Genomic DNA, 18787 nt, shown 5'->3' with positions numbered 1-18787 from the left:
CATTAACCTCCTAAGTCTGAAAGTTCATACATCAATACCGCATTTACTACAAAACCCGCAGTTTCAGTCCTTAATATCCTCTTTCCCAAAGTTAAGGGTATAGCTCCTTTTTTGATACAAACTATTATCTCCTCTTCTTCAAAACCACCCTCAGGACCTATAAAAACCGCAATATTTCTTGCTTTATTATTTTTAAGCTTATTCATCATATCTTTTAATGTCATGCTCTTCTCATCTTCCCAAGGAATTAAAAAAGCATCAAAAAGGTTTATCCGGTCCAATAGCTGAAGAAAGTTCAGTGGCATTTCTACTATAGGTATATCCTTTCTCATGCACTGTTTTGCTGCTTCTTTTGCTATCTTATTCCATCTTTCAATTTTGCTTTTAATTTTTTCCTCTTCAAAACGAGGAATAGATCTTTTAGTAAAAACCGGAACTATTCTTTTCACTCCAATTTCAACATTTTTCTGTATAATCAGGTCGAACTTCTGTCCTTTTGGTATACCTTGAAATAAAGTAATTTCAGGAAAAGTCGATTTTTCTATTTCTTCTTTTATTATTTTTATCTTAATTACATTTTTTTTATAATCAATATCTTCTATTTTCCCCTCTCCTGAGGAAAAAAAACCATCTGATATCTCTATAATATCCCCAACTTCATATCTTAAAACCTTTGATATATGATGAGCATCTTCACCGGTAATTTCGATTATTTTCCCCTTCTCAAGTTTTTCATTTATAAAAAATACGGGCATACAATATCACCCCCATCCTTAAGCGACGGGGGCCTTATTAAAAACAAACGCGACCCAGTCTCCTTTAATTTTTTCTTCAAGGACCACAAACCCTCTTTCGCTCATGGCTTTTTCTACCAATTCTTTTTTATCTTTTACAATTCCTGATGCTATAAAAATACCATCATCTTTAAGCAAAGTCAAAGCATCCTCTGAAATATTTATTATGACTTCTGCAATGATATTTGATACCAATATATCCACCTTTTCCTTTACTATTTTCAGCTCATCTCCTAATATTACCTCTATAATATCATTTAGATGGTTTCTCTCCACATTCTCTTTTGCAACTTTTACTGCCAATTCATCCTTATCAATTGCGATTACTCTTTTTGCGCCTAACTTGGCAGAGGCTATGGAAAGTATTCCAGAACCGCATCCGAAGTCAACAACATGAAAGCCATTTCTAACAAATTTTTCGATAAACTCCAAACACATAGCCGTTGTTTCGTGCGTCCCCGTACCAAAAGCCATTCCAGGATCTAATTCTATGACTACTTCTCCTTCTTTTTCGAAGTACTCCTTCCATGAAGGTTTTATTACTATTTTCTTGCCTATATGAATTATATCGTAATATTTTTTCCATTCATTAGCCCAATCAGCTTCTGATACAGAATTAATTGTAATCTTCCCCTTTCCGATATTTAAACCGTATTCGGGGAGTTTTTTAATTTTATTTTCTATCTCGTTTATAATATCATAAATTCCTACTGTTTCCGGTAGATATGCCGTAACAACTGCCTCCTCAAAATCCAAGCCCTCCGGGATTTCTAAATAATCCCAATCACTTTCTTCCTTAGGCCGTATAAAATCCTTTGGATCCTCAATGACAACGCCCTGTGCGCCTTTTTCATAAAATATTCCGGTAATTGCCTCTACAGCCTCGGTTGAAGTTTTCACTTTAATTTCTATCCAATCCATTATTTTCCTCCTTAAATTTTATACACCAAAGGCATCCTTCATTTTATCAAAAAAGCTTTTTTGCTGTTTTGTCAGCTCTTCACCACTAATCTCGGCAAATTTTCTCAAAAGCTCTTTTTGTTTTTCATTCAACTTTTTAGGAATAACCACGTTAACCTTTACATGCAAATCCCCTCTACCATAACCTTTGAGATGGGGTATACCTTCACCTTTTATCCTAAATTTAGTATTGGGCTGGGTGCCTTCCGGTATTCTCAATTTTACCTTGCCGTTTAAAGTAGGAATTTCTATTTCATCTCCTAAAGCAGCCTGGACAAAGGATATTTGTGCTTCGTAGATTAGGTCATCACCCTGCCTTACAAAAAGCTTGTGCGGCTTTACGTGAATTACTACATATAAATCGCCCGGAGGTCCTCCCCTAATTCCCGGTTCGCCTTCTCCGCTAATCCTTAGTTTAGATCCTGTATCCACTCCCTGAGGAATTTTGATTTTTACTTTTCGCGGGACTTTGACATAACCTCTTCCATGGCATACCGTGCAGGGCTCTTCAATTATTTTACCACTTCCACCACATCTTGAACAGGTAGTGATATTTATATACCTTCCAAAAGGAGTAATTTTTTCTTGTTTTATTTGACCCGATCCATTACATGCAGGGCAGGTTCTCAATGAGTTGGCTTTAGCACCCGTGCCGCCACATTTTGCACATGTTTCAGTGCGTAGAATTTCTATTTCTTTTTCCGCACCAAAAGCAGCCTCTTCCAGTGTGATTTCAAGGTCGTATCTTACATCCGCCCCGCGAACAGGCCCTTTGTTTTCCCTTCTGCCAAAACCTCCAAAGAAACTTTCAAAAATATCTCCAAAAATGTCACTTCCAAAATCAAAGCCTTTAAAATCTCCAAAATCAAAATTGCCTTGGCTAAAATCAGTACCAAAACCACCCGCAGAATTCGGATCAATACCCGCATGCCCGAATTTGTCATATAGGGCTCTTTTTTCAGGATTGCTCAGAACCTCGTAAGCCTCGTTTATTTCCTTAAACTTTTCCTGAGCATCCTCGCTTTTATTTACATCAGGATGATACTGCCGCGCAAGCTTCCTATATGCCTTTTTTATTTCTTCTTCCGTAGCATCCCTTGAAACCCCAAGTATTTCGTAATAATCTCTTTTTGTCAAAGGCATCACTCCAACAAAAGTCAGCCCTTTAAAGGGCTGACTTTATTATTTTTTATCGTCATCGTTTACAAATTTATAGTCTGCATCGAAAACCTTTTCGTCTTTTTTATTTTCATTACTACTGTTATAACCAAAGTTTTGACCAAAACTTTGGTTTGTTCCTGCTTGAGTTTGCGTATCAGCCTGGCTGTAAAGCCTTGAAGATATGTCATAAAATGCTTTTGTTAAATCATCAGTGGCTTTCCTTATTCTATCTATATCATCGCTTTCAATAGCCTTTTTCACATTCTCAATTTCTTTTTGTATCTTTTCCTTTTCTTCAGGACTTATTTTGTCCTTTAGATCATTTAACATTTTTTCAGACTGATATATTAAGGAATCAGCGTGATTTTTAGCTTCTGCTTTTTCCTTCCTCTTCCTATCCTCTTCAGCAAATTTTTCTGCTTCTTTTATCATTCTCTGAATTTCCTCTTCTTTAAGATTGGTAGTCGAAGTTATGGTAATTTTCTGTTCTTTACCCGTTCCTAAATCCTTTGCAGAGACATGAACAATACCATTGACATCTATGTCAAATTTTACTTCTATTCTCGGTACCCCCCTTGGAGCAGGCGGAATACCTGTGAGCTGGAACCTGCCTAAGGTAACATTATCAGCAGCCATAGGTCTTTCTCCCTGCAAGACGTGAATATCAACAGTAGTTTGGCCATCAGCAGCAGTAGTAAAAATCTGACTTTTTGAAACAGGTATTGTGGTATTTCTTTCTATTATCTTTGTAAATACACCTCCAAGGGTTTCAATACCTAAGGAAAGTGGGGTAACATCGAGCAATACTATATCCTTTACCTCACCGGCAAGTACACCAGCTTGTATTGCTGCTCCCATTGCAACCACTTCATCGGGATTTACGCCTTTGCAAGGTTCTTTCCCTATGAACCTTCTTATTGCCTCTTGAACTGCAGGAATCCTGGTAGAACCACCAACAAGAATAACTTTATCAATGTCTTGCGGGGTTAATCCGGCATCTTTCAAGGCTTGCTGTGTTGGGCCCAATGTAGCTTCTACCAAATCCCTCGTCAATTCCTCAAATTTAGCCCTTGTTAAAGTCATTTCAATGTGTTTGGGACCTGTAGCATCAGCTGTAATAAAAGGTAAGCTTATAGTGGTTTCAAGCATGCTGGAAAGTTCAATTTTTGCCTTCTCCGCAGCTTCCTTCAATCTCTGTAATGCCATTCTGTCCTTTCTAAGATCAATTCCATGTTCTTTATAAAATTCATTGGCGATATAATCAATTATTCTCTGATCAAAGTCATCTCCACCCAAACGATTGTTACCGCTGGTTGCTTTTACCTCAAATACTCCATCTCCAAGTTCAAGTATAGATACATCGAAAGTACCTCCACCTAAGTCAAAAACAAGTATTATTTGATCTTCTCCTTTGTCAAGACCGTACGCCAATGCGGCAGCCGTTGGCTCGTTGATAATCCTTAATACTTCAAGGCCAGCTATTCTTCCGGCATCCTTTGTTGCCTGCCTTTGGCTGTCGGTAAAATACGCAGGCACCGTTATAACAGCTTGGGTGATTTTTTCGCCTAAATAGCTTTCCGCATCCTGTTTTATTTTCTGCAAAATCATTGCTGAAATTTCCTGAGGTGTATAAGCCTTTCCGTCTATATAAACTTTATAATCAGTCCCCATATGCCTCTTTATAGAAAGGATAGTCCTTTCTGGATTGAGTATTGCCTGGCGTTTTGCAAGCTGTCCTACCAATCTTTGACCGTCTTTTGTAAAAGCTACAGCAGACGGTGTTAGCCTTGAACCCTCTGCATTAGGGATTACAACGGGTTGCCCTCCTTCCATGTAAGCAGCTACTGAGTTTGTAGTACCAAGATCGATACCTATTATCCTACCCATATCATGCCACCTCCACAATTAATTATTTTTTACTACTTTTACAAGGCACGGCCTTATAACCTTAGAATGTAATTTATATCCCTTTTGAAGAACTTCTAAAACAATATTATCGTCATAGTCGGGATTTTGTACCTGCATCACAGCTTCATGGTAATAGGGATCAAAAGGCTTTCCCTCTGCTTCTATCTCAGAAACGCCGTATTTTACTAGAAGGTTTTTCAATTGATTGTAGATCAGTTTTATACCTTCTACGGTAGAATTTGGGTCATTATCAGCTGATTTCAGGGCTCTTTCGAAGTTATCGAGAATCGGCAAAATTTCTTTTATGAGTTGCTCGCCCGCATACAAATTTGCCTCTTTTATTTCTCTTTCCATTCTTTTTTTAAAATTATCGTAATCAGCTAAAGCTCTAAGCCATCTTTCTTTATAATCCTGAATTTGCTTTTCTTTTTCTTCTAACTTAATAATCATATCCTCATTATCGGATAACTGATTGTTTTCCTCCGAAATCTCATTTTCTTGTTCTTCCGCATTATCTTCTTTTTGTTCGGCAATCTCCTCTTTTAATTCAATTTCTTCTTTTACCTCTTTTTCTTCTTTTTTTTCCAACTCTTCCACCTTCTTTCTAAAAGTCCAAATCCTTTAAGCCTTGGGAAGCTTCTGCACTCATTTTCCCACTATCTTCATCTTTTTTCTTAATTATGGTGTCAATCCTTAAAATAGCCTCGGCAATTTCTCCCGCAGCTTTTATTGCATGAATTTTCACTGCTGCAGGATCAAGTACCCCGAGTTCAAACATATCTGAAAGTTCACCGGTATCACAGTTGACACCAATAGAATCAATGTTCTTTTCTGCTTGAGTAAATATTACCTCCTCTACCTTTTCAAGAGGATTAAATCCTGCATTGTAGACAATTTGGCCAAGTGGCCTTTTTAACGCAGAAATAACACAGTCTATACCGTAAGATGCCATGCCCTTTATCTTTTCTTTTTCTCTTTCCAATTCTCGTGCAACAGCAATTTCTACTGCTCCCCCTCCTGCAACAATACCTTCTTTTATAGCTGCCTGGAGTGAAGACGCAGCATCCTTTGCTATTCTTTCCCTTTCACCCACAATCTCAGAGGTTGCTGCCCCAACTAAAATTGTTGCCATTCTCTTTCCACTTCCGCCAATTATTCTAATATGCTCTAATTTTTCATCTTCATACACCTTGTTTGCATAACCTATATAATTTTGTATTTCTTCTACAGACTTTTTAAGTCCTGTTCTTTTTATAACTCTTGCTCCCGTATGTTCTGCGATCTTTTCTAAATCCCTTGCAGACACCCTCTCTACAGCTATTATCCCGGCATCAACAAACATCTCTTCCGCTTCATCACAAATGTTTTTCCCAACAAATACCACATTTATTCCCATCTCAATAATCTTTGCAATATTTCTTTTAAATTCCTCCCGTAGCTCTAAATAGCGCGCAAAACCTGCTTCTGTTCCGAGAGCTTCTTCTTCGATTTGCTCAGGTTCCAGTGCATCATCAATTAACAATATTTTTGCATCACATATTTCCTTCGGCATTTGCTTATTTAATTTTTCCCTATCAATTATTAATCCTAAAAATACTTCGTTTTCAGCTCCTGCTTTTGCAATGATAATATCCCTCAACTTAAAATTCTTTTCTTTTAATTTTTCCTCTCCGATCAATTTAGCAGCTTCAGTAACCAAATCTGCAATATCATCATGCTCCCTGCCTGCAATAAAAGCAATTTTCCTTAAATTTTCATCATTTATTCCCTTTACAGGTATAGCTTTTGATTTCATTATTTCTTGAGCCTTTTTTACCCCATATTTTATTCCTTCGATTACCCTTGCAACCGGAACACCTCGAATTATTTGATTTACACCTTCTGTCACCAAAGCACCTGCCATAATAGTAGCAGTAGTTGTACCATCACCAACTTCTTCTTGCTGTGCTTTAGCGATGTTAATAAGCATTTTTGCTGCAGGATGATTGATATCCATCAATTTCAAAATAGTAACACCATCGTTTGTTATAGTGACTTCTCCAAATCTATCTACAAGCATTATATCGAGGCCTTTAGGCCCTATCGTGCCTTCCACTGCTGACGCTACTGCTCTTACCGCATTAGCATTTGTTATATATGCGGCAAACCTTTCATCAATTTCTTGCCCGCTGTTGTTTTTATAGCTCAATATTAAAACCTCCTTTATTTTCTTAAAAAATATTTATAAGCCTTTCTCTTAAAGATTCTACTATCTCCTTTAATATGGTTACTACTCTTGAATAGTCCATTCTCGTCGGTCCGAGAACTCCTAATATGCAAAGATTATTATTGTCTATAGCAAAATTTGTCGTAATAATACTGTACTCCTGAAGTTCCTTCCATGGATTCTCATTACCAATGCTAATTGTTATTTTATTAGGCTTTGTAATAGATTTAAGAATATTGGAAATAAAATCTTCCTCTTCCAATAGAGAAAGAAAATTCCTCGCCTTTTCTAAGTCCCTAAATTCCGGAAAATCCAGCATCTTAGAACTCCCGAAATAATATACCTTTCCTCCATCTTTAAATTGGTTGAGAGTTTCTATTAATATATTTATGAGTATAGATATAACCTCTTCATGCTCTATCATCTCATGTTTAATATTTTCCATAAGTTCGGGAGTTATTTCCTCTATGGTTTTGTACTTTAAAAAGGTATTTAGCAAATTAGTAATCCTGATAAGATCCGAATCCTTTATGCCTTCAGGAATTTCAATTATTTGATGAACTACATTTCCTAAATTAGTAATAATAACCACAAGCCCTTTTTTGTCTTCTATTTTGATAATCTCAATGTGTTTTAAATAGCTTGAAGTAAGCTCCGGGCCTAAAATCAGTGCCGTATAATTAGTAAGGTTTGAAATGGTTTTGCTGGTTTCTTCAATAAAATCTTCAACCTCTCGTATCTTTTTCTTTAATAACTGATTTATCATAAATATATCAGATTCATTTAATTTCTTACAGTTCATAAGAAAATCCACGTAAAACCTATAACCTTTGTCGGAAGGTATCCTCCCTGCAGAAGTATAAGGCTGTGAGATGTATCCCAATTCCTCTAAATCCGCCATTTCATTTCTTATAGTCGCAGGGCTAATACCCATCCTGTATTTTCTGGCTATAGTTCTCGAACCGACAGGCTCTGCAGTCGCAATATAATCATCAACTATTGCCCTTAAAATTTTAATTTTCCTTTCGTCGAGCATGACAAACACCCCTGTATTAGCACTCTCAGTTGGAGAGTGCTAAAATCCTACTTTAAAAAATAGCACTCCCAATTTTCTTTGTCAAGATAAGGCTACTTTATGAATTCCATAAAAACAAGGTTTGCAAAATCAAGCCCCTTTGTTGTAAGCCCAATACTTTGGTCATCTTCAAAAATAAGGCCCTGCTCTTTTAATTGTTCTATTTGTATAGAAAAAATCTCTTTTATATCCCTATTAAATCTACTTTTGAATTCATCTTTTGATACCCCTTTAAGCATTCTTAGGCCCATAAACATAAATTCTGACATTTTTTCTTCTACATTAAGAATATGAATCTCATCATATCTTATAGAATCTCTATTATATAAACTTTCAATATATTCCTTTATGTCCCTTTTATTGCTAAATCTTAAATTTCCAATAAAAGAATGGGCTCCCGCTCCGAAGCCCAGATATTCATCACACTTCCAGTAAGTAATATTATGTTTGCACTCTTTACCGGGTTTTGCAAAATTTGATATTTCATAATGAACGTAACCTTCTTTTTCAAGCAGTTTTTTTGCGGTATGATACATACATCTTTCTTCATCTTCATCCGGCAGTTTAATTTCTCCTCTTTCTTTTTTTTCATAAAGGACTGTGTCTTCTTCGAGGCTTAAACTGTAACAGGATATATGGGTAGGTCCTAACTTTATTAATTTTTTCAGCTCGTTTTCAAATTTTTCCTTTGTTTGGCCGGGAATACCGAATATCAGGTCCACATTTATATTTTCAAAACCCAATTCTTTTGCTTCAAAGAAGGTTTGTTCAAATTTCTTTACATTGTGGATTCTTCCTAAAACCTTTAAAAGTTCATCATCGTAAGTCTGCAAACCTAAACTTAATCTATTTACTCCAGTCCTTTTAAGCACCTTAATTTTTTCTTTCGTCATAGTCTCCGGATTTGCTTCCACCGTAAACTCCGCATCTTTAATTATCTTAAAGTTTTTGTATAAAGTATCTATAAGTTGATACAATTTTTTTTCACTTAAAACTGTAGGCGTACCGCCACCAATATAAAGGGTTTTAATAGGCCTTTTTAAATCCTTATAACGCCTTATTTCAAAAAAAAGTGCATCCAAATAATCATCTACCATATCTAAATAAGGGTAGGAATTAAAGTCGCAGTAAAAACATTTCTTTAAACAAAAGGGAATATGAATATATATTGACAAATCTTTTATATCTCTCATACCCTTTTACTCCATTTTTAATACTGACATGAAGGCCTCTTGTGGAAGTTCTACCTTCCCGAACTGCCTCATGCGTTTTTTCCCTTCCTTCTGCTTTTCTAACAATTTTTTCTTTCTCGTAACATCGCCACCATAGCATTTTGCTAAAACATTTTTCCTTAAAGCTTTTATGTTTTCCCTTGCAATTATTCTTCCACCAATTGCTGCCTGAATGGGTATCTCAAAAAGCTGCCTTGGGATAACCTCCTTTAGCTTTTCAACTATTTGCCTCGCTCTGTAATAAGCTTTATCTTTATGAACGATAAAAGAAAGAGCATCAACAACCTCACCATTGACAAGGATATCAACTTTGCATAAGTCGGATTTAAAATACCCTATAAACTCATAATCGAGGGAAGCATAACCTCTGGTCCTTGATTTTAACTGGTCAAAAAAGTCGTAAATGATTTCAAGCAAAGGCATATGATACCTTAATATGACCCTTTTTTCATTAATATACTGCATGTCTTTAAAAACTCCCCGCTTATCTTGGCAAAGTTCCATTACTGGCCCCACGTATTCAGTAGGAAGCATTATCTGGGCTTCAACATAGGGTTCTTCAATGTATTCAATTTTTGAAGGATCTGGGAAATTAGTAGGATTGTCTACCATTATCTCCTCGCCATCGGTCTTTTTTATCTTGTAAACAACACTTGGTGCGGTCGTAATCATGTTTATACCATACTCTCGTTCTAATCGTTCCTGAATTATCTCCATGTGTAAAAGTCCCAAAAATCCGCACCTGAAACCGAATCCTAAGGCTGCAGAGGTTTCTGGCTCAAAGTAAAGTGCCGCATCATTCAACTGGAGTTTTTCCAAAGCTTCTTTTAATTTTTCGTAATCTTCTCCATCTGCAGGGTACATGCCTGCAAAAACCATTGGCACCGCTTTTTTATAACCGGGAAGGGGATTTTGTGCAGGCCTTTCTGCATCCGTAATGGTATCTCCTACCCTTGTATCCTTGACATTTTTTATACCTGCAACCACATACCCTACTTCTCCTGCTCTAAGGCAGTCCGTGCTTACCATATCAGGGCTGAATATCCCTACCTCGGTTACTAAAAACGTTTTACCTGTTGACATCATTTTTATGGTCTGCCCTGGTTTGATATTGCCTTCCATTACTCTCACAAAGGCAATTGCACCTTTATAGGAATCATACAGTGAGTCAAAAATAAGGGCTCTTAAAGGCTCCTCTTCTGACCCTTTGGGCGAAGGTATCCTTTTAACAACAGCTTCTAATACTTCTTTGATTCCTATTCCTTCTTTAGCAGATATCAAAAGGGCATCATCTGCGGGAAGACCTATTACCTCTTCTATTTCCTTTTTAACCTCTTCGGGATGTGCGCTGGGCAAATCGATTTTATTAATAACCGGGATTATTTCTAAATTATGCTCTAAAGCAAGATAAGTATTAGCAAGGGTTTGAGCTTCTATTCCCTGCGTTGCATCTACAACCAGGAGAGCACCTTCACAGGCTGCAAGGCTTCTTGATACTTCATAATTAAAATCTACATGTCCCGGAGTATCAATAAGGTTAAGCAAATACTCAAGACCATCCTCGGCTTTGTAAATCATCCTGACGGCTTGAGCTTTGATAGTAATTCCTCTTTCTCTTTCTATATCCATTCTGTCTAAAATCTGTTCTTTCATTTCTCTTTGTGAAATAGTTCCGGTATATTCCAATAGTCTATCTGCCAAAGTAGATTTACCATGGTCTATATGTGCTATAATACAAAAATTTCTAATCCTCTCCTGGGGTATTGGCATCCATTCTCCTCCCTCATTAACACAAAATCAAAATAAATATTATAACAGTTAGTTTAATTATACATTCACTTATTTTTTTTATCAACCTGCTGAGAATCTCAGTCGCATTATCTAAATCACATATGTTAATGAGGGGTGAAAATGAATATTCCTTTCCTCCCTTTGAAATAATTATATTTTTATTTTCAGTATAAAAATCACAGATTTTTATTTTTTTATTGAATTCAAGATCTTCTCCTAAAATTTCTATTTTATAATTTCCATTACCATATATTTTGAAATCAAAGGTTTGAGGAGAAGAATAAATACCCATAATGTCCATAACACCTTTTTCTGCAAATCTCAAAAACATTATTAATAAGATTACAAAAACAATGATTATTAATTTAACATCATCATACATAATGTACCACCCTAAAGGTTTTAAAACTTTTTATTATTTTTTCATAGGATGGCTTTTATTATTCCAAACTAAAGAAATTATGTTTTTTTTGATATTGATTTTATTACTTCGCTCAATACCTTTGCAAAGGCTTTAGCAGATTCTATAGATTCTTCCATAGTATTACCATGACTTCCTATTTCTACTAATATAGCCTTTTTTGAGAGGTGCTGATTAAATCTCTGTTCTCTCAAATCTATATCCCTGCTAAGCCCCGGGAAAAGTTCTTCCATTTTTTCCTGAATTAAGAGTGCAAATTTATAATTTTCTTTCCAATTGGGATGAGGAAACATTTTATCAGTTCCCACAACCAGCATTATTCTCGAGTAAAGTTTTCCGTTTATTTTAACAGTAGTCAATTCTCTTGATTTATTAGGATCCGAATAAGGAGCATCCCTATGTAAATCTATCAATACCTGAAGGGTGGGATACTTTTTTAATAATTCCTCTACAGTATTTAAGGAATTAGAATAAGAATACATATATGTCGGTACATCATGGACGGTTTTATTGTGCAAAGCCTTAATGCCATATTTTTCTAATTCCTTTGCCAGAACTTCTCCTACCCTTACAACGGTATAATTTAAATCATTTGAGTGATAAGCTTTATCCCGTGGTTTATAATTATAGCCCTTTGATGGCATATAGGACTCGGTAGTATGTGTATGATAAATCAGCACTATGGGAGCACCCTTTGCCGGTACAACTTCTTCAATTTGCTCGGGTTCCACCTCAGGAGGCTCTATATTCTCGCTATTATTAGTATTTTCCGGTTCATGTTCGTTTTCAGGGATTTGCTCTATGGGCTCCTCTTTTTCTTGTTTATCTTGATTAAGTTCCACACCAGGGGTGTATGAAGTTTCCAATCCAATTTGCCCGAATAATGGTATTTGATAAGCTATAATATCCTTACCTGTAAAAGAATCAATATTTAAAGCAAGTTTTAAAACACTTCTTGCTATAAAATTCGGCCCTCTATTTTCGGATTCTTTACTCATTTGCATTTCTTCGCTTAAAACTTTATAAGCTGGAATCGACTGTGAAAAAATATACTCAAAAAAGCCATTGTCAAAGGTTTTAACATTTTCTAAAATATCAATTTGCCCTCTACTACTGAAAGTAGGGACCGTTTTGGAATATAAAACACTTCTATAAATAAAAAGACTTATGAAAATTATAACTAAACAAAAAATTATTCTTTGAAAATTTTTTAATTTTAATATTTTTATTATTTTTATGTGCTGCATTAAATCACCCTCCGATTAAAGATATTCATCAAAGTAAAAAAAAATGAGGCTTTTTTGCCTCAATGCATTGTTAAATTGCTTAATTCTTCAAACTTAATTCCCGGATGCAAAGCCATATTAATTCCATAGGCTAATACCCGTGAAGCATCTTCGATTAAAGAATCAATCTCCTTAGGAGTCACCACAAGTTCTCCCACATAAGGAGACAAAACCTCTTTTATCATTTCATATTTTTCTTCTCTGCTCAAATTTGCCACCATTTTAAATAATTCTGTACCTGGTTTTACTTCTCTTTCGATTGAGTCAAATACCTTTTCCAATGTGTCATTTGCAATTGTTGCCGCATCAACAACTGTAGGCACTCCAATGGCTATTACCGGAATCCCTATTATTTCCTTAGTTATTCCCATTCTCTTATTCCCAACTCCAGAACCCGGATGAATGCCAGTATCGGATATCTGAATGCTCGTTCCTATCCTCTCAAGGCTTCTTGATGCAAGGGCATCAATTACAACAATGGCAGAAGGCTTGACCCTATTAACAACCCCCATAATGATTTCACTTGTTTCAATGCCGGTAATACCCAATACACCCGGCGACAAAGCGCAAACGGGCCTTATTCCTTCTTTTGGGTTATAGCTTTCAGGCATGTATTCTATAAGATGCTTTGTAACAAAAATTTTTTCAATCACCTTAGGGCCTAAGGAATCCGGTGTTACATTCCAGTTCCCAAGACCAATTACAAGGACCATAGAGTCTATTGATAAATTCAACATTTTACTTAATTCCTCAGCAATTACTTCACATATCCTTTTTACAAATTTAATTTCTTTATTTCTTATACCATCTGTTTCAATGGTGATATAAGTACCTATGGGTTTCCCAATTGCTTTCATGCCTTCTTCATTTAAAACCTTGACCCTGCTTATCCTCAAACTTAAAGTTCCCTCTTTTTCAAACAAAACCCCGGGAACCTCTCCTTTTCCCACCATTTCCCGGGCTTCAATAGCCAAATCGGTGCGAATGTTTATCTTACATCCCTCCTACCTTAATTCAGTAGGAACAAAGGCATCGATAATGCCTATTACAAATGAAGCAAGTAAGGCGCCCCACCATGTTACTCTCATCGCTGGAACTAAAAACTGGGCAAGGTATATAACAACTGCTGCTGTAATAAATCCTACAATTCCACGGCTTTGCGGAGAAATTTTTTTACCCATTAAGCTTTCTACTATAAATCCTAACACAGCAATGACAATAGCTGCAATCAAAGCTCCCGTAAAACCTGCAACCTCAAATCCGGGTATAAGGAAACTCACCAACATCAATACTAAAGCAGACACTATAAACCTAATTATCATACCTATCATACAAATTTTCACCTCTTTTATTTTATTTTTTTAGCTCTTTTTATATAATAACCTATAAAAATATTAAATATACTAATTTTAAACGGTCTTTTCTCTTGCAATTTAATTTTTGAAATGATAAAATAGGTTTAGTGTTTTCAAGGGGGTGAAAAATTGCCTAATACTGCATCTGCTAAAAAGAAACTTCGTCAAGCAATAAAAAGGACAATTCGAAATAGAATTGTTAAAGCCAGTATAAAAACAGCAGTTAAAAAATTTAACGAGGCTCTAAAATCAAAAGACGTAGAAGCAATAAAAATCGCCCTTAGAAATGCAATAAAGGCTTTGGATAAGGCTGCAGCAAAAGGCGTTATACATAAAAACGCCGCTGCCAGGAAAAAATCAAGCCTTTACAGAAGATTAAAAGAACAAAATATCGCAATTTAAAAAACGCGTAAGATATGTCTTACGCGTTTTTTATTTCCAGTCTAAAAAAAATTATTAGAGGAACGATATTAATGAAAAACAAAAAAATATTTTTATCTGGAGGTGTTTTCATGGATACGAGGGTTACCCAGCTTCAAAGTCAACTTCAGAATTTACAGAAAAATATTGATAACTTTTCCCAGCTTGTAAATAACCTCCAGCGTGTAGAAAGTTCTCATGTTTCTCAGCTTGCACAGATTGTTAACGAAGAACAGACTGTAGCTCAAAGATTGCAACAGATTCAGAAAGCGGAGCAGCAAGCTACTGATCAGTTAAATCAAATGCAGAGAATGTTCAGCGACATGGTAAGGCAATTGCAACAGTTAAATAATTTAACAAGAGATTTAGCTACCCAGATGGGCACTCAGTATCAAACACCCCAGTATAAATCTCAAGAAGTTCCTCCCGTGAGGCAAAATTTCAATGAATACAGGCAGCAAGCATACAACAAGGAATTCGGACAGCATACTGCAAAAGAAGTACCCCCAGCTAAGCAGCAACAGCAACCATGGTGTTAATGTAAATATTTCCGATGTTCCTTAATGGTATTCTAATTTACCGCCTTCTAAATAGGTGGTATTTTTTTATATGTATTTAATAACTTACAATCGACTTATTAATAGTTCTAAACCGGTTTTATCGTCAATCCTACCCTTTTTTATATCATAATCCAATTGTTGACTTAAATTCAAAGCATATTTTAATTTTTCAATAGAAAAATTGCGGGCTTGTTCTATGAGCTTTTTAACAACAAAGGGATGCAAGCCCAATTTTTCTCTAATTTCTTCTTCATTATCTCCTAACATCTTCACCCAGCATAAATTCATAAAATGTTTTGATATCATATATAAAATTAAAATTCCTTTTTCCCCTTTTTTGAAAAGCTCTGCTAATTTTAACAGCGCAATATTCTTTTTATTTTCCATAATACAGTCTATAAGTTCAAAAATATTTGCTTCTTCATTTCTAGACATTATTTCTTCTATATCTTCTTTTTTAATTAATTTTTTTTCTTCTAAAGCAAAAACAATTTTTTTTATCTCATTGTCAGTTTGATATAAATCTCCCGTATTATACGCAATATAAGCCGCTGCGGATTCATCCAAGTTTTTATTGTAAAGCAAAGCTCGTTTTTTTATCCATTGAATTTTCTCTTTATAATTACTTATTTTAAATTCCTTTACGTATCCTACTTTTTCAATTGCTTTGTAGACTTTTTTTCTTTTATCAATTTTTTCTGCAGTTAATATTAAACAGGTGTAATCAGGAAACTCCTTTTCAATAAAATTTGCTAATTTTTCTTCCTCATTTTTCTTGCTGCTTTTAGTTTCACTTAAAAAATTAGCATCTTTTACATAAATAACCCTTTTTTCACTTAATAAGGGCACAACAAGGCATGAATCTATAATATCAGCAAAATCAACCTCTTCTCCATCAAGCTTTACAAAATCCAAATCTACTGTGATTTTATTTAAATATTTTAATTTAATCTTTTCTACAGCTTCCTTAATTAAAAGCCCCTCGCTCCCATAAAGAAGAAACACATTTTTATTAATGTAAATCACCCCCGCCTTTTATTGTAATTTTTATGGGTGATGAAGTAAAGGATTTAAATAATATTTTAATAGCCATCCTGAACACTAGGATGGCTATACTTATTTCATTTAGTTAGCAATTTTTTAACAATATACAAGTTTATTAAAACTCCATATAATAAGGCTTTCTCATCAAAATCAAAATAATTGTTATGATGGGGAGCTGCTATAGGGCAAAGAATTTGAGAATAAATAGCTTTTCCTCCCTTTTCTTGAACTCGCTTTATAAAATATGTCGCATCATCACTGCCATTAAAATTATATTCTATAAATATATCCGGTATATCTAATTCTTTACCTGCTTCTAACAATAGCGGAACCAATTCTTCACTTCCTTCTGCTGATATTGCGCTACCTACTTCAATTATTTCGTACTTTACATCATACATCCTTGAACTTCCATCAATTATTCGCTCTGTACAATTCTTCATATAAGCAACTAAATTATCGGTTTCTCCCCTAATTTCCATTTGCATAAAAGCTTTATCAGGAATAATATTTCTTGAATTTCCTGCATGTAAAACTCCCACATTTATTCTTGTTTGTCCTTCTGAATTTGGCGGTATTGCGTATAAATTTATTAAGGCATTTGATGCGGCTAATAAAGCATTTTTACCTAAATGAGGGTAAGCTGCTGCATGGGATGATTTTCCTTTAAAAGTCACATCTAATTTTGTTGTTGCAAAAAATCCCTTACTTTTTGCCACCAATCCAATATTATTTGTACTACCGAATCCTATATGAATAGTAAAAAAATAATCCGCATCATCCACAATACCTTTTTCTACCATTGCTTTCGCTCCACGTACGCCTTCTTCCGCTGGCTGGAAAATTAGAATGACTTTACCCTTTAATTCATCTTTTAATTTTGCAAGATATTCAGCAAAAACTAAACCTATTGCTGCATGAGCATCATGGCCACAAGCATGCATAACACCTTTATGCCTTGAAAAATAACCATATTTATAAGGTTTATGATTAGGATCCTCCGGTTCTTCCAGTTCCAATGCATCTATATCAAATCTAAAGGCTACTGTAGGACCTTCTTTTTTAGTATCTAATATTCCAACAACGCCTGTTAGGTTATCCATTTTTTTTAATATCTCTTCATCTGCACCTTCATTAATTGCCCTAATAATATTCTCTTTAATAACTATTTCATTCGGTTTTCCCATTATGTAATTTTCATTAATTATTTCCTTCCCTAATAATATTTCATATCCTAATTGGGATAAAATTTTTGCAATAATAGAAGTTGTCCTAAATTCTAACCATCCAGTTTCGGGGTACATATGAAAATCTCTTCGATAATTTATAGCTTTCTCTAAAATCTGATTATATTGGTTTACCATATTTAATATTTTCTCCCCTTTTTTAATAGCTCTAAAACAAGGTTGGATAAAACACTAATTCCAAAAGGAATACATTCTTCATCAAAGATTATCTTACTATTGTGTAATGGATAAATATTAGTTTTATCGGAAGAAGTCCCTAATTTCAAATATAAAGACGGTATTTTTTGCGAAATAAAGGAAAAATCTTCTCCTCCTAAATCAGGATTAATTTTAACAACTGAATCTTGCCCATATAAATTCTTTAAAGAGTTTTCCGCCCAAACTGTTAATTTTTCGTCATTAAATGTCATTGGATAACCTTTTACATAATCGACATATCCCTCTGCCCCGCATATTTTTGCTGCATTTGATACTGTATCACGAATTAAATTCTCTATTTTTAGCTCCTTGTTATCAGAAAGAATCCTTACCGTACCTTCGATTTCCACTCTATCGCAAATAACATTATATCTATCTCCTCCGCATATTTTACCTAAGGATAAAACAATATTATCTAAAGGATTTATTCTCCTGGCTATCATAGTTTGCAAGGCAACAATCACATGCCCTGCTGCCACTATCGAATCGTATGTTAAATGAGGAGTTGAAGCATGACCAGATTTACCTAATATTTTAATAAAAATCCTATCTGACTGAGCTGAAATCGGTCCACTTCGTAATCCTATTTTTCCAACTGGAAGAAATGGCCAAACATGTAAAGCAAAGGCATAGTCTATCTTCGGATTTTCTAAAATGCCTTCTTCTATCATTTTATTTGCCCCACCAATTGGGCTACATTCTTCTGCGGGTTGAAATACAAAACGGATAAATCCGTTTAACTTGTCTTTTAACTTTGACAATACTGTTGCAGTCCCTATTAGAATTGCAGTATGAATATCATGACCACACGCATGCATTTTCCCGTCAATTTTTGATGCAAAGGGTAAACCCGTTTCTTCTTTTATAGGAAGCGCATCCATATCTGCCCTTAATAAAATTGATATACCTTCCTTGGAACCACATAAATCGGCTACAACTCCAGTTTTAGCAACACCGGTTTTAACCGATAATCCCAAACCATTCAATTTTTCTGCAACCATAGTAGAAGTTCGATACTCTTCATAGCCTAATTCAGGATACTGATGTATTTCTCTTCGTATCTTGATTATCTCGTCTATATTATTTTTAATGAGTTCATTTATGCACAAATATATTCCCCCCTAAAATT

At 35.0% G+C, this 18787-nt stretch carries 18 protein-coding genes; 2 read left to right on the top strand and 16 right to left on the bottom strand.

Translation table 11 applies throughout. From position 1 onward, the window contains the following. Window positions 1-2: 2 nt before the first annotated feature. The 13 genes from ACPLVF_RS06390 to ACPLVF_RS06330 all read right to left on the bottom strand — a co-directional run bounded on the left by ACPLVF_RS06390 (window position 3) and on the right by ACPLVF_RS06330 (window position 14165). The gene (locus ACPLVF_RS06390; RefSeq protein ID WP_424907000.1) at window positions 3-755 is read right to left on the bottom strand and encodes an RsmE family RNA methyltransferase; all 753 of its coding nucleotides are present in this window, start codon (window positions 753-755) and stop codon (window positions 3-5) included. 18 nt (window positions 756-773) lie between these two features. Continuing rightward, complete coding sequence (gene prmA / locus ACPLVF_RS06385; protein WP_424906999.1) at window positions 774-1715, bottom strand: 50S ribosomal protein L11 methyltransferase; 942 nt, start codon at window positions 1713-1715, stop codon at window positions 774-776. An 18-nt stretch (window positions 1716-1733) separates the two neighbouring features. Beyond that, window positions 1734-2891 (bottom strand): molecular chaperone DnaJ, encoded by a 1158-nt coding sequence (gene dnaJ / locus ACPLVF_RS06380; protein ID WP_424906998.1) that lies wholly within the window; start codon window positions 2889-2891, stop codon window positions 1734-1736. A 45-nt stretch (window positions 2892-2936) separates the two neighbouring features. Then, window positions 2937-4802 (bottom strand): molecular chaperone DnaK, encoded by a 1866-nt coding sequence (dnaK, locus tag ACPLVF_RS06375; RefSeq protein WP_424906997.1) that lies wholly within the window; start codon window positions 4800-4802, stop codon window positions 2937-2939. An 18-nt stretch (window positions 4803-4820) separates the two neighbouring features. Continuing rightward, the gene (grpE, locus tag ACPLVF_RS06370) at window positions 4821-5411 is read right to left on the bottom strand and encodes a nucleotide exchange factor GrpE (protein ID WP_424906996.1); all 591 of its coding nucleotides are present in this window, start codon (window positions 5409-5411) and stop codon (window positions 4821-4823) included. Between the two features lie 16 nt (window positions 5412-5427). Beyond that, window positions 5428-7011 carry a TCP-1/cpn60 chaperonin family protein gene (locus tag ACPLVF_RS06365; RefSeq protein WP_424906995.1) on the bottom strand — a complete coding sequence of 528 codons (1584 nt, stop codon included), beginning with the start codon at window positions 7009-7011 and terminating at the stop codon, window positions 5428-5430. 22 nt (window positions 7012-7033) lie between these two features. Further along, window positions 7034-8065, bottom strand: coding sequence for a heat-inducible transcriptional repressor HrcA (hrcA, locus tag ACPLVF_RS06360; RefSeq protein ID WP_424906994.1), 1032 nt, complete (start codon window positions 8063-8065; stop codon window positions 7034-7036). 92 nt (window positions 8066-8157) lie between these two features. Then, entirely contained in the window at window positions 8158-9297 is a 1140-nt protein-coding gene (gene hemW, locus ACPLVF_RS06355) for a radical SAM family heme chaperone HemW (RefSeq protein ID WP_424906993.1), read from the bottom strand. A 6-nt stretch (window positions 9298-9303) separates the two neighbouring features. Continuing rightward, window positions 9304-11106: a translation elongation factor 4 gene (gene lepA, locus ACPLVF_RS06350; protein WP_424906992.1), complete on the bottom strand. Its 1803-nt coding sequence runs from the start codon at window positions 11104-11106 to the stop codon at window positions 9304-9306. Window positions 11107-11122: 16 nt separating this feature from the next. Then, a complete protein-coding gene (locus ACPLVF_RS06345; RefSeq protein ID WP_424906991.1) occupies window positions 11123-11509 on the bottom strand; it encodes a hypothetical protein in 387 nt (128 codons plus the stop codon). Between the two features lie 77 nt (window positions 11510-11586). Then, entirely contained in the window at window positions 11587-12795 is a 1209-nt protein-coding gene (gene spoIIP, locus ACPLVF_RS06340) for a stage II sporulation protein P (RefSeq protein ID WP_424906990.1), read from the bottom strand. Between the two features lie 59 nt (window positions 12796-12854). Beyond that, window positions 12855-13826: a GPR endopeptidase gene (gene gpr / locus ACPLVF_RS06335; RefSeq protein WP_424907016.1), complete on the bottom strand. Its 972-nt coding sequence runs from the start codon at window positions 13824-13826 to the stop codon at window positions 12855-12857. Between the two features lie 12 nt (window positions 13827-13838). Next, complete coding sequence (locus tag ACPLVF_RS06330) at window positions 13839-14165, bottom strand: phage holin family protein (protein WP_424906989.1); 327 nt, start codon at window positions 14163-14165, stop codon at window positions 13839-13841. Between the two features lie 153 nt (window positions 14166-14318). On the opposite strand from ACPLVF_RS06330, the gene rpsT reads away from it, so the two are divergent. Next, window positions 14319-14591: a 30S ribosomal protein S20 gene (gene rpsT, locus ACPLVF_RS06325; protein ID WP_424906988.1), complete on the top strand. Its 273-nt coding sequence runs from the start codon at window positions 14319-14321 to the stop codon at window positions 14589-14591. A gap of 110 nt (window positions 14592-14701) precedes the next feature. Next, window positions 14702-15148, top strand: a complete 447-nt coding sequence (locus ACPLVF_RS06320; protein ID WP_424906987.1) for a hypothetical protein — start codon at window positions 14702-14704, stop codon at window positions 15146-15148. Window positions 15149-15232: 84 nt separating this feature from the next. On the opposite strand, the gene holA is transcribed toward ACPLVF_RS06320, so the two are convergent. The 3 genes from holA to ACPLVF_RS06305 all read right to left on the bottom strand — a co-directional run bounded on the left by holA (window position 15233) and on the right by ACPLVF_RS06305 (window position 18767). Further along, the gene (gene holA / locus ACPLVF_RS06315; RefSeq protein WP_424906986.1) at window positions 15233-16195 is read right to left on the bottom strand and encodes a DNA polymerase III subunit delta; all 963 of its coding nucleotides are present in this window, start codon (window positions 16193-16195) and stop codon (window positions 15233-15235) included. 95 nt (window positions 16196-16290) lie between these two features. Then, on the bottom strand, window positions 16291-17577 hold the full coding sequence (locus ACPLVF_RS06310; protein ID WP_424906985.1) for an amidohydrolase: 1287 nt from the start codon (window positions 17575-17577) through the stop codon (window positions 16291-16293). Window positions 17578-17579: 2 nt separating this feature from the next. Next, window positions 17580-18767 carry a M20 metallopeptidase family protein gene (locus ACPLVF_RS06305; RefSeq protein ID WP_424906984.1) on the bottom strand — a complete coding sequence of 396 codons (1188 nt, stop codon included), beginning with the start codon at window positions 18765-18767 and terminating at the stop codon, window positions 17580-17582. Between the last annotated feature and the right edge of the window lie 20 nt (window positions 18768-18787).

Source organism: Thermovenabulum sp. (genome assembly GCF_049701175.1).
Lineage (GTDB): Bacteria > Bacillota > Thermosediminibacteria > Thermosediminibacterales > Thermosediminibacteraceae > Thermovenabulum.
Note: the sequence above shows the minus strand (reverse complement) of the source record. Positions and strands in the feature narration are given on the sequence as shown.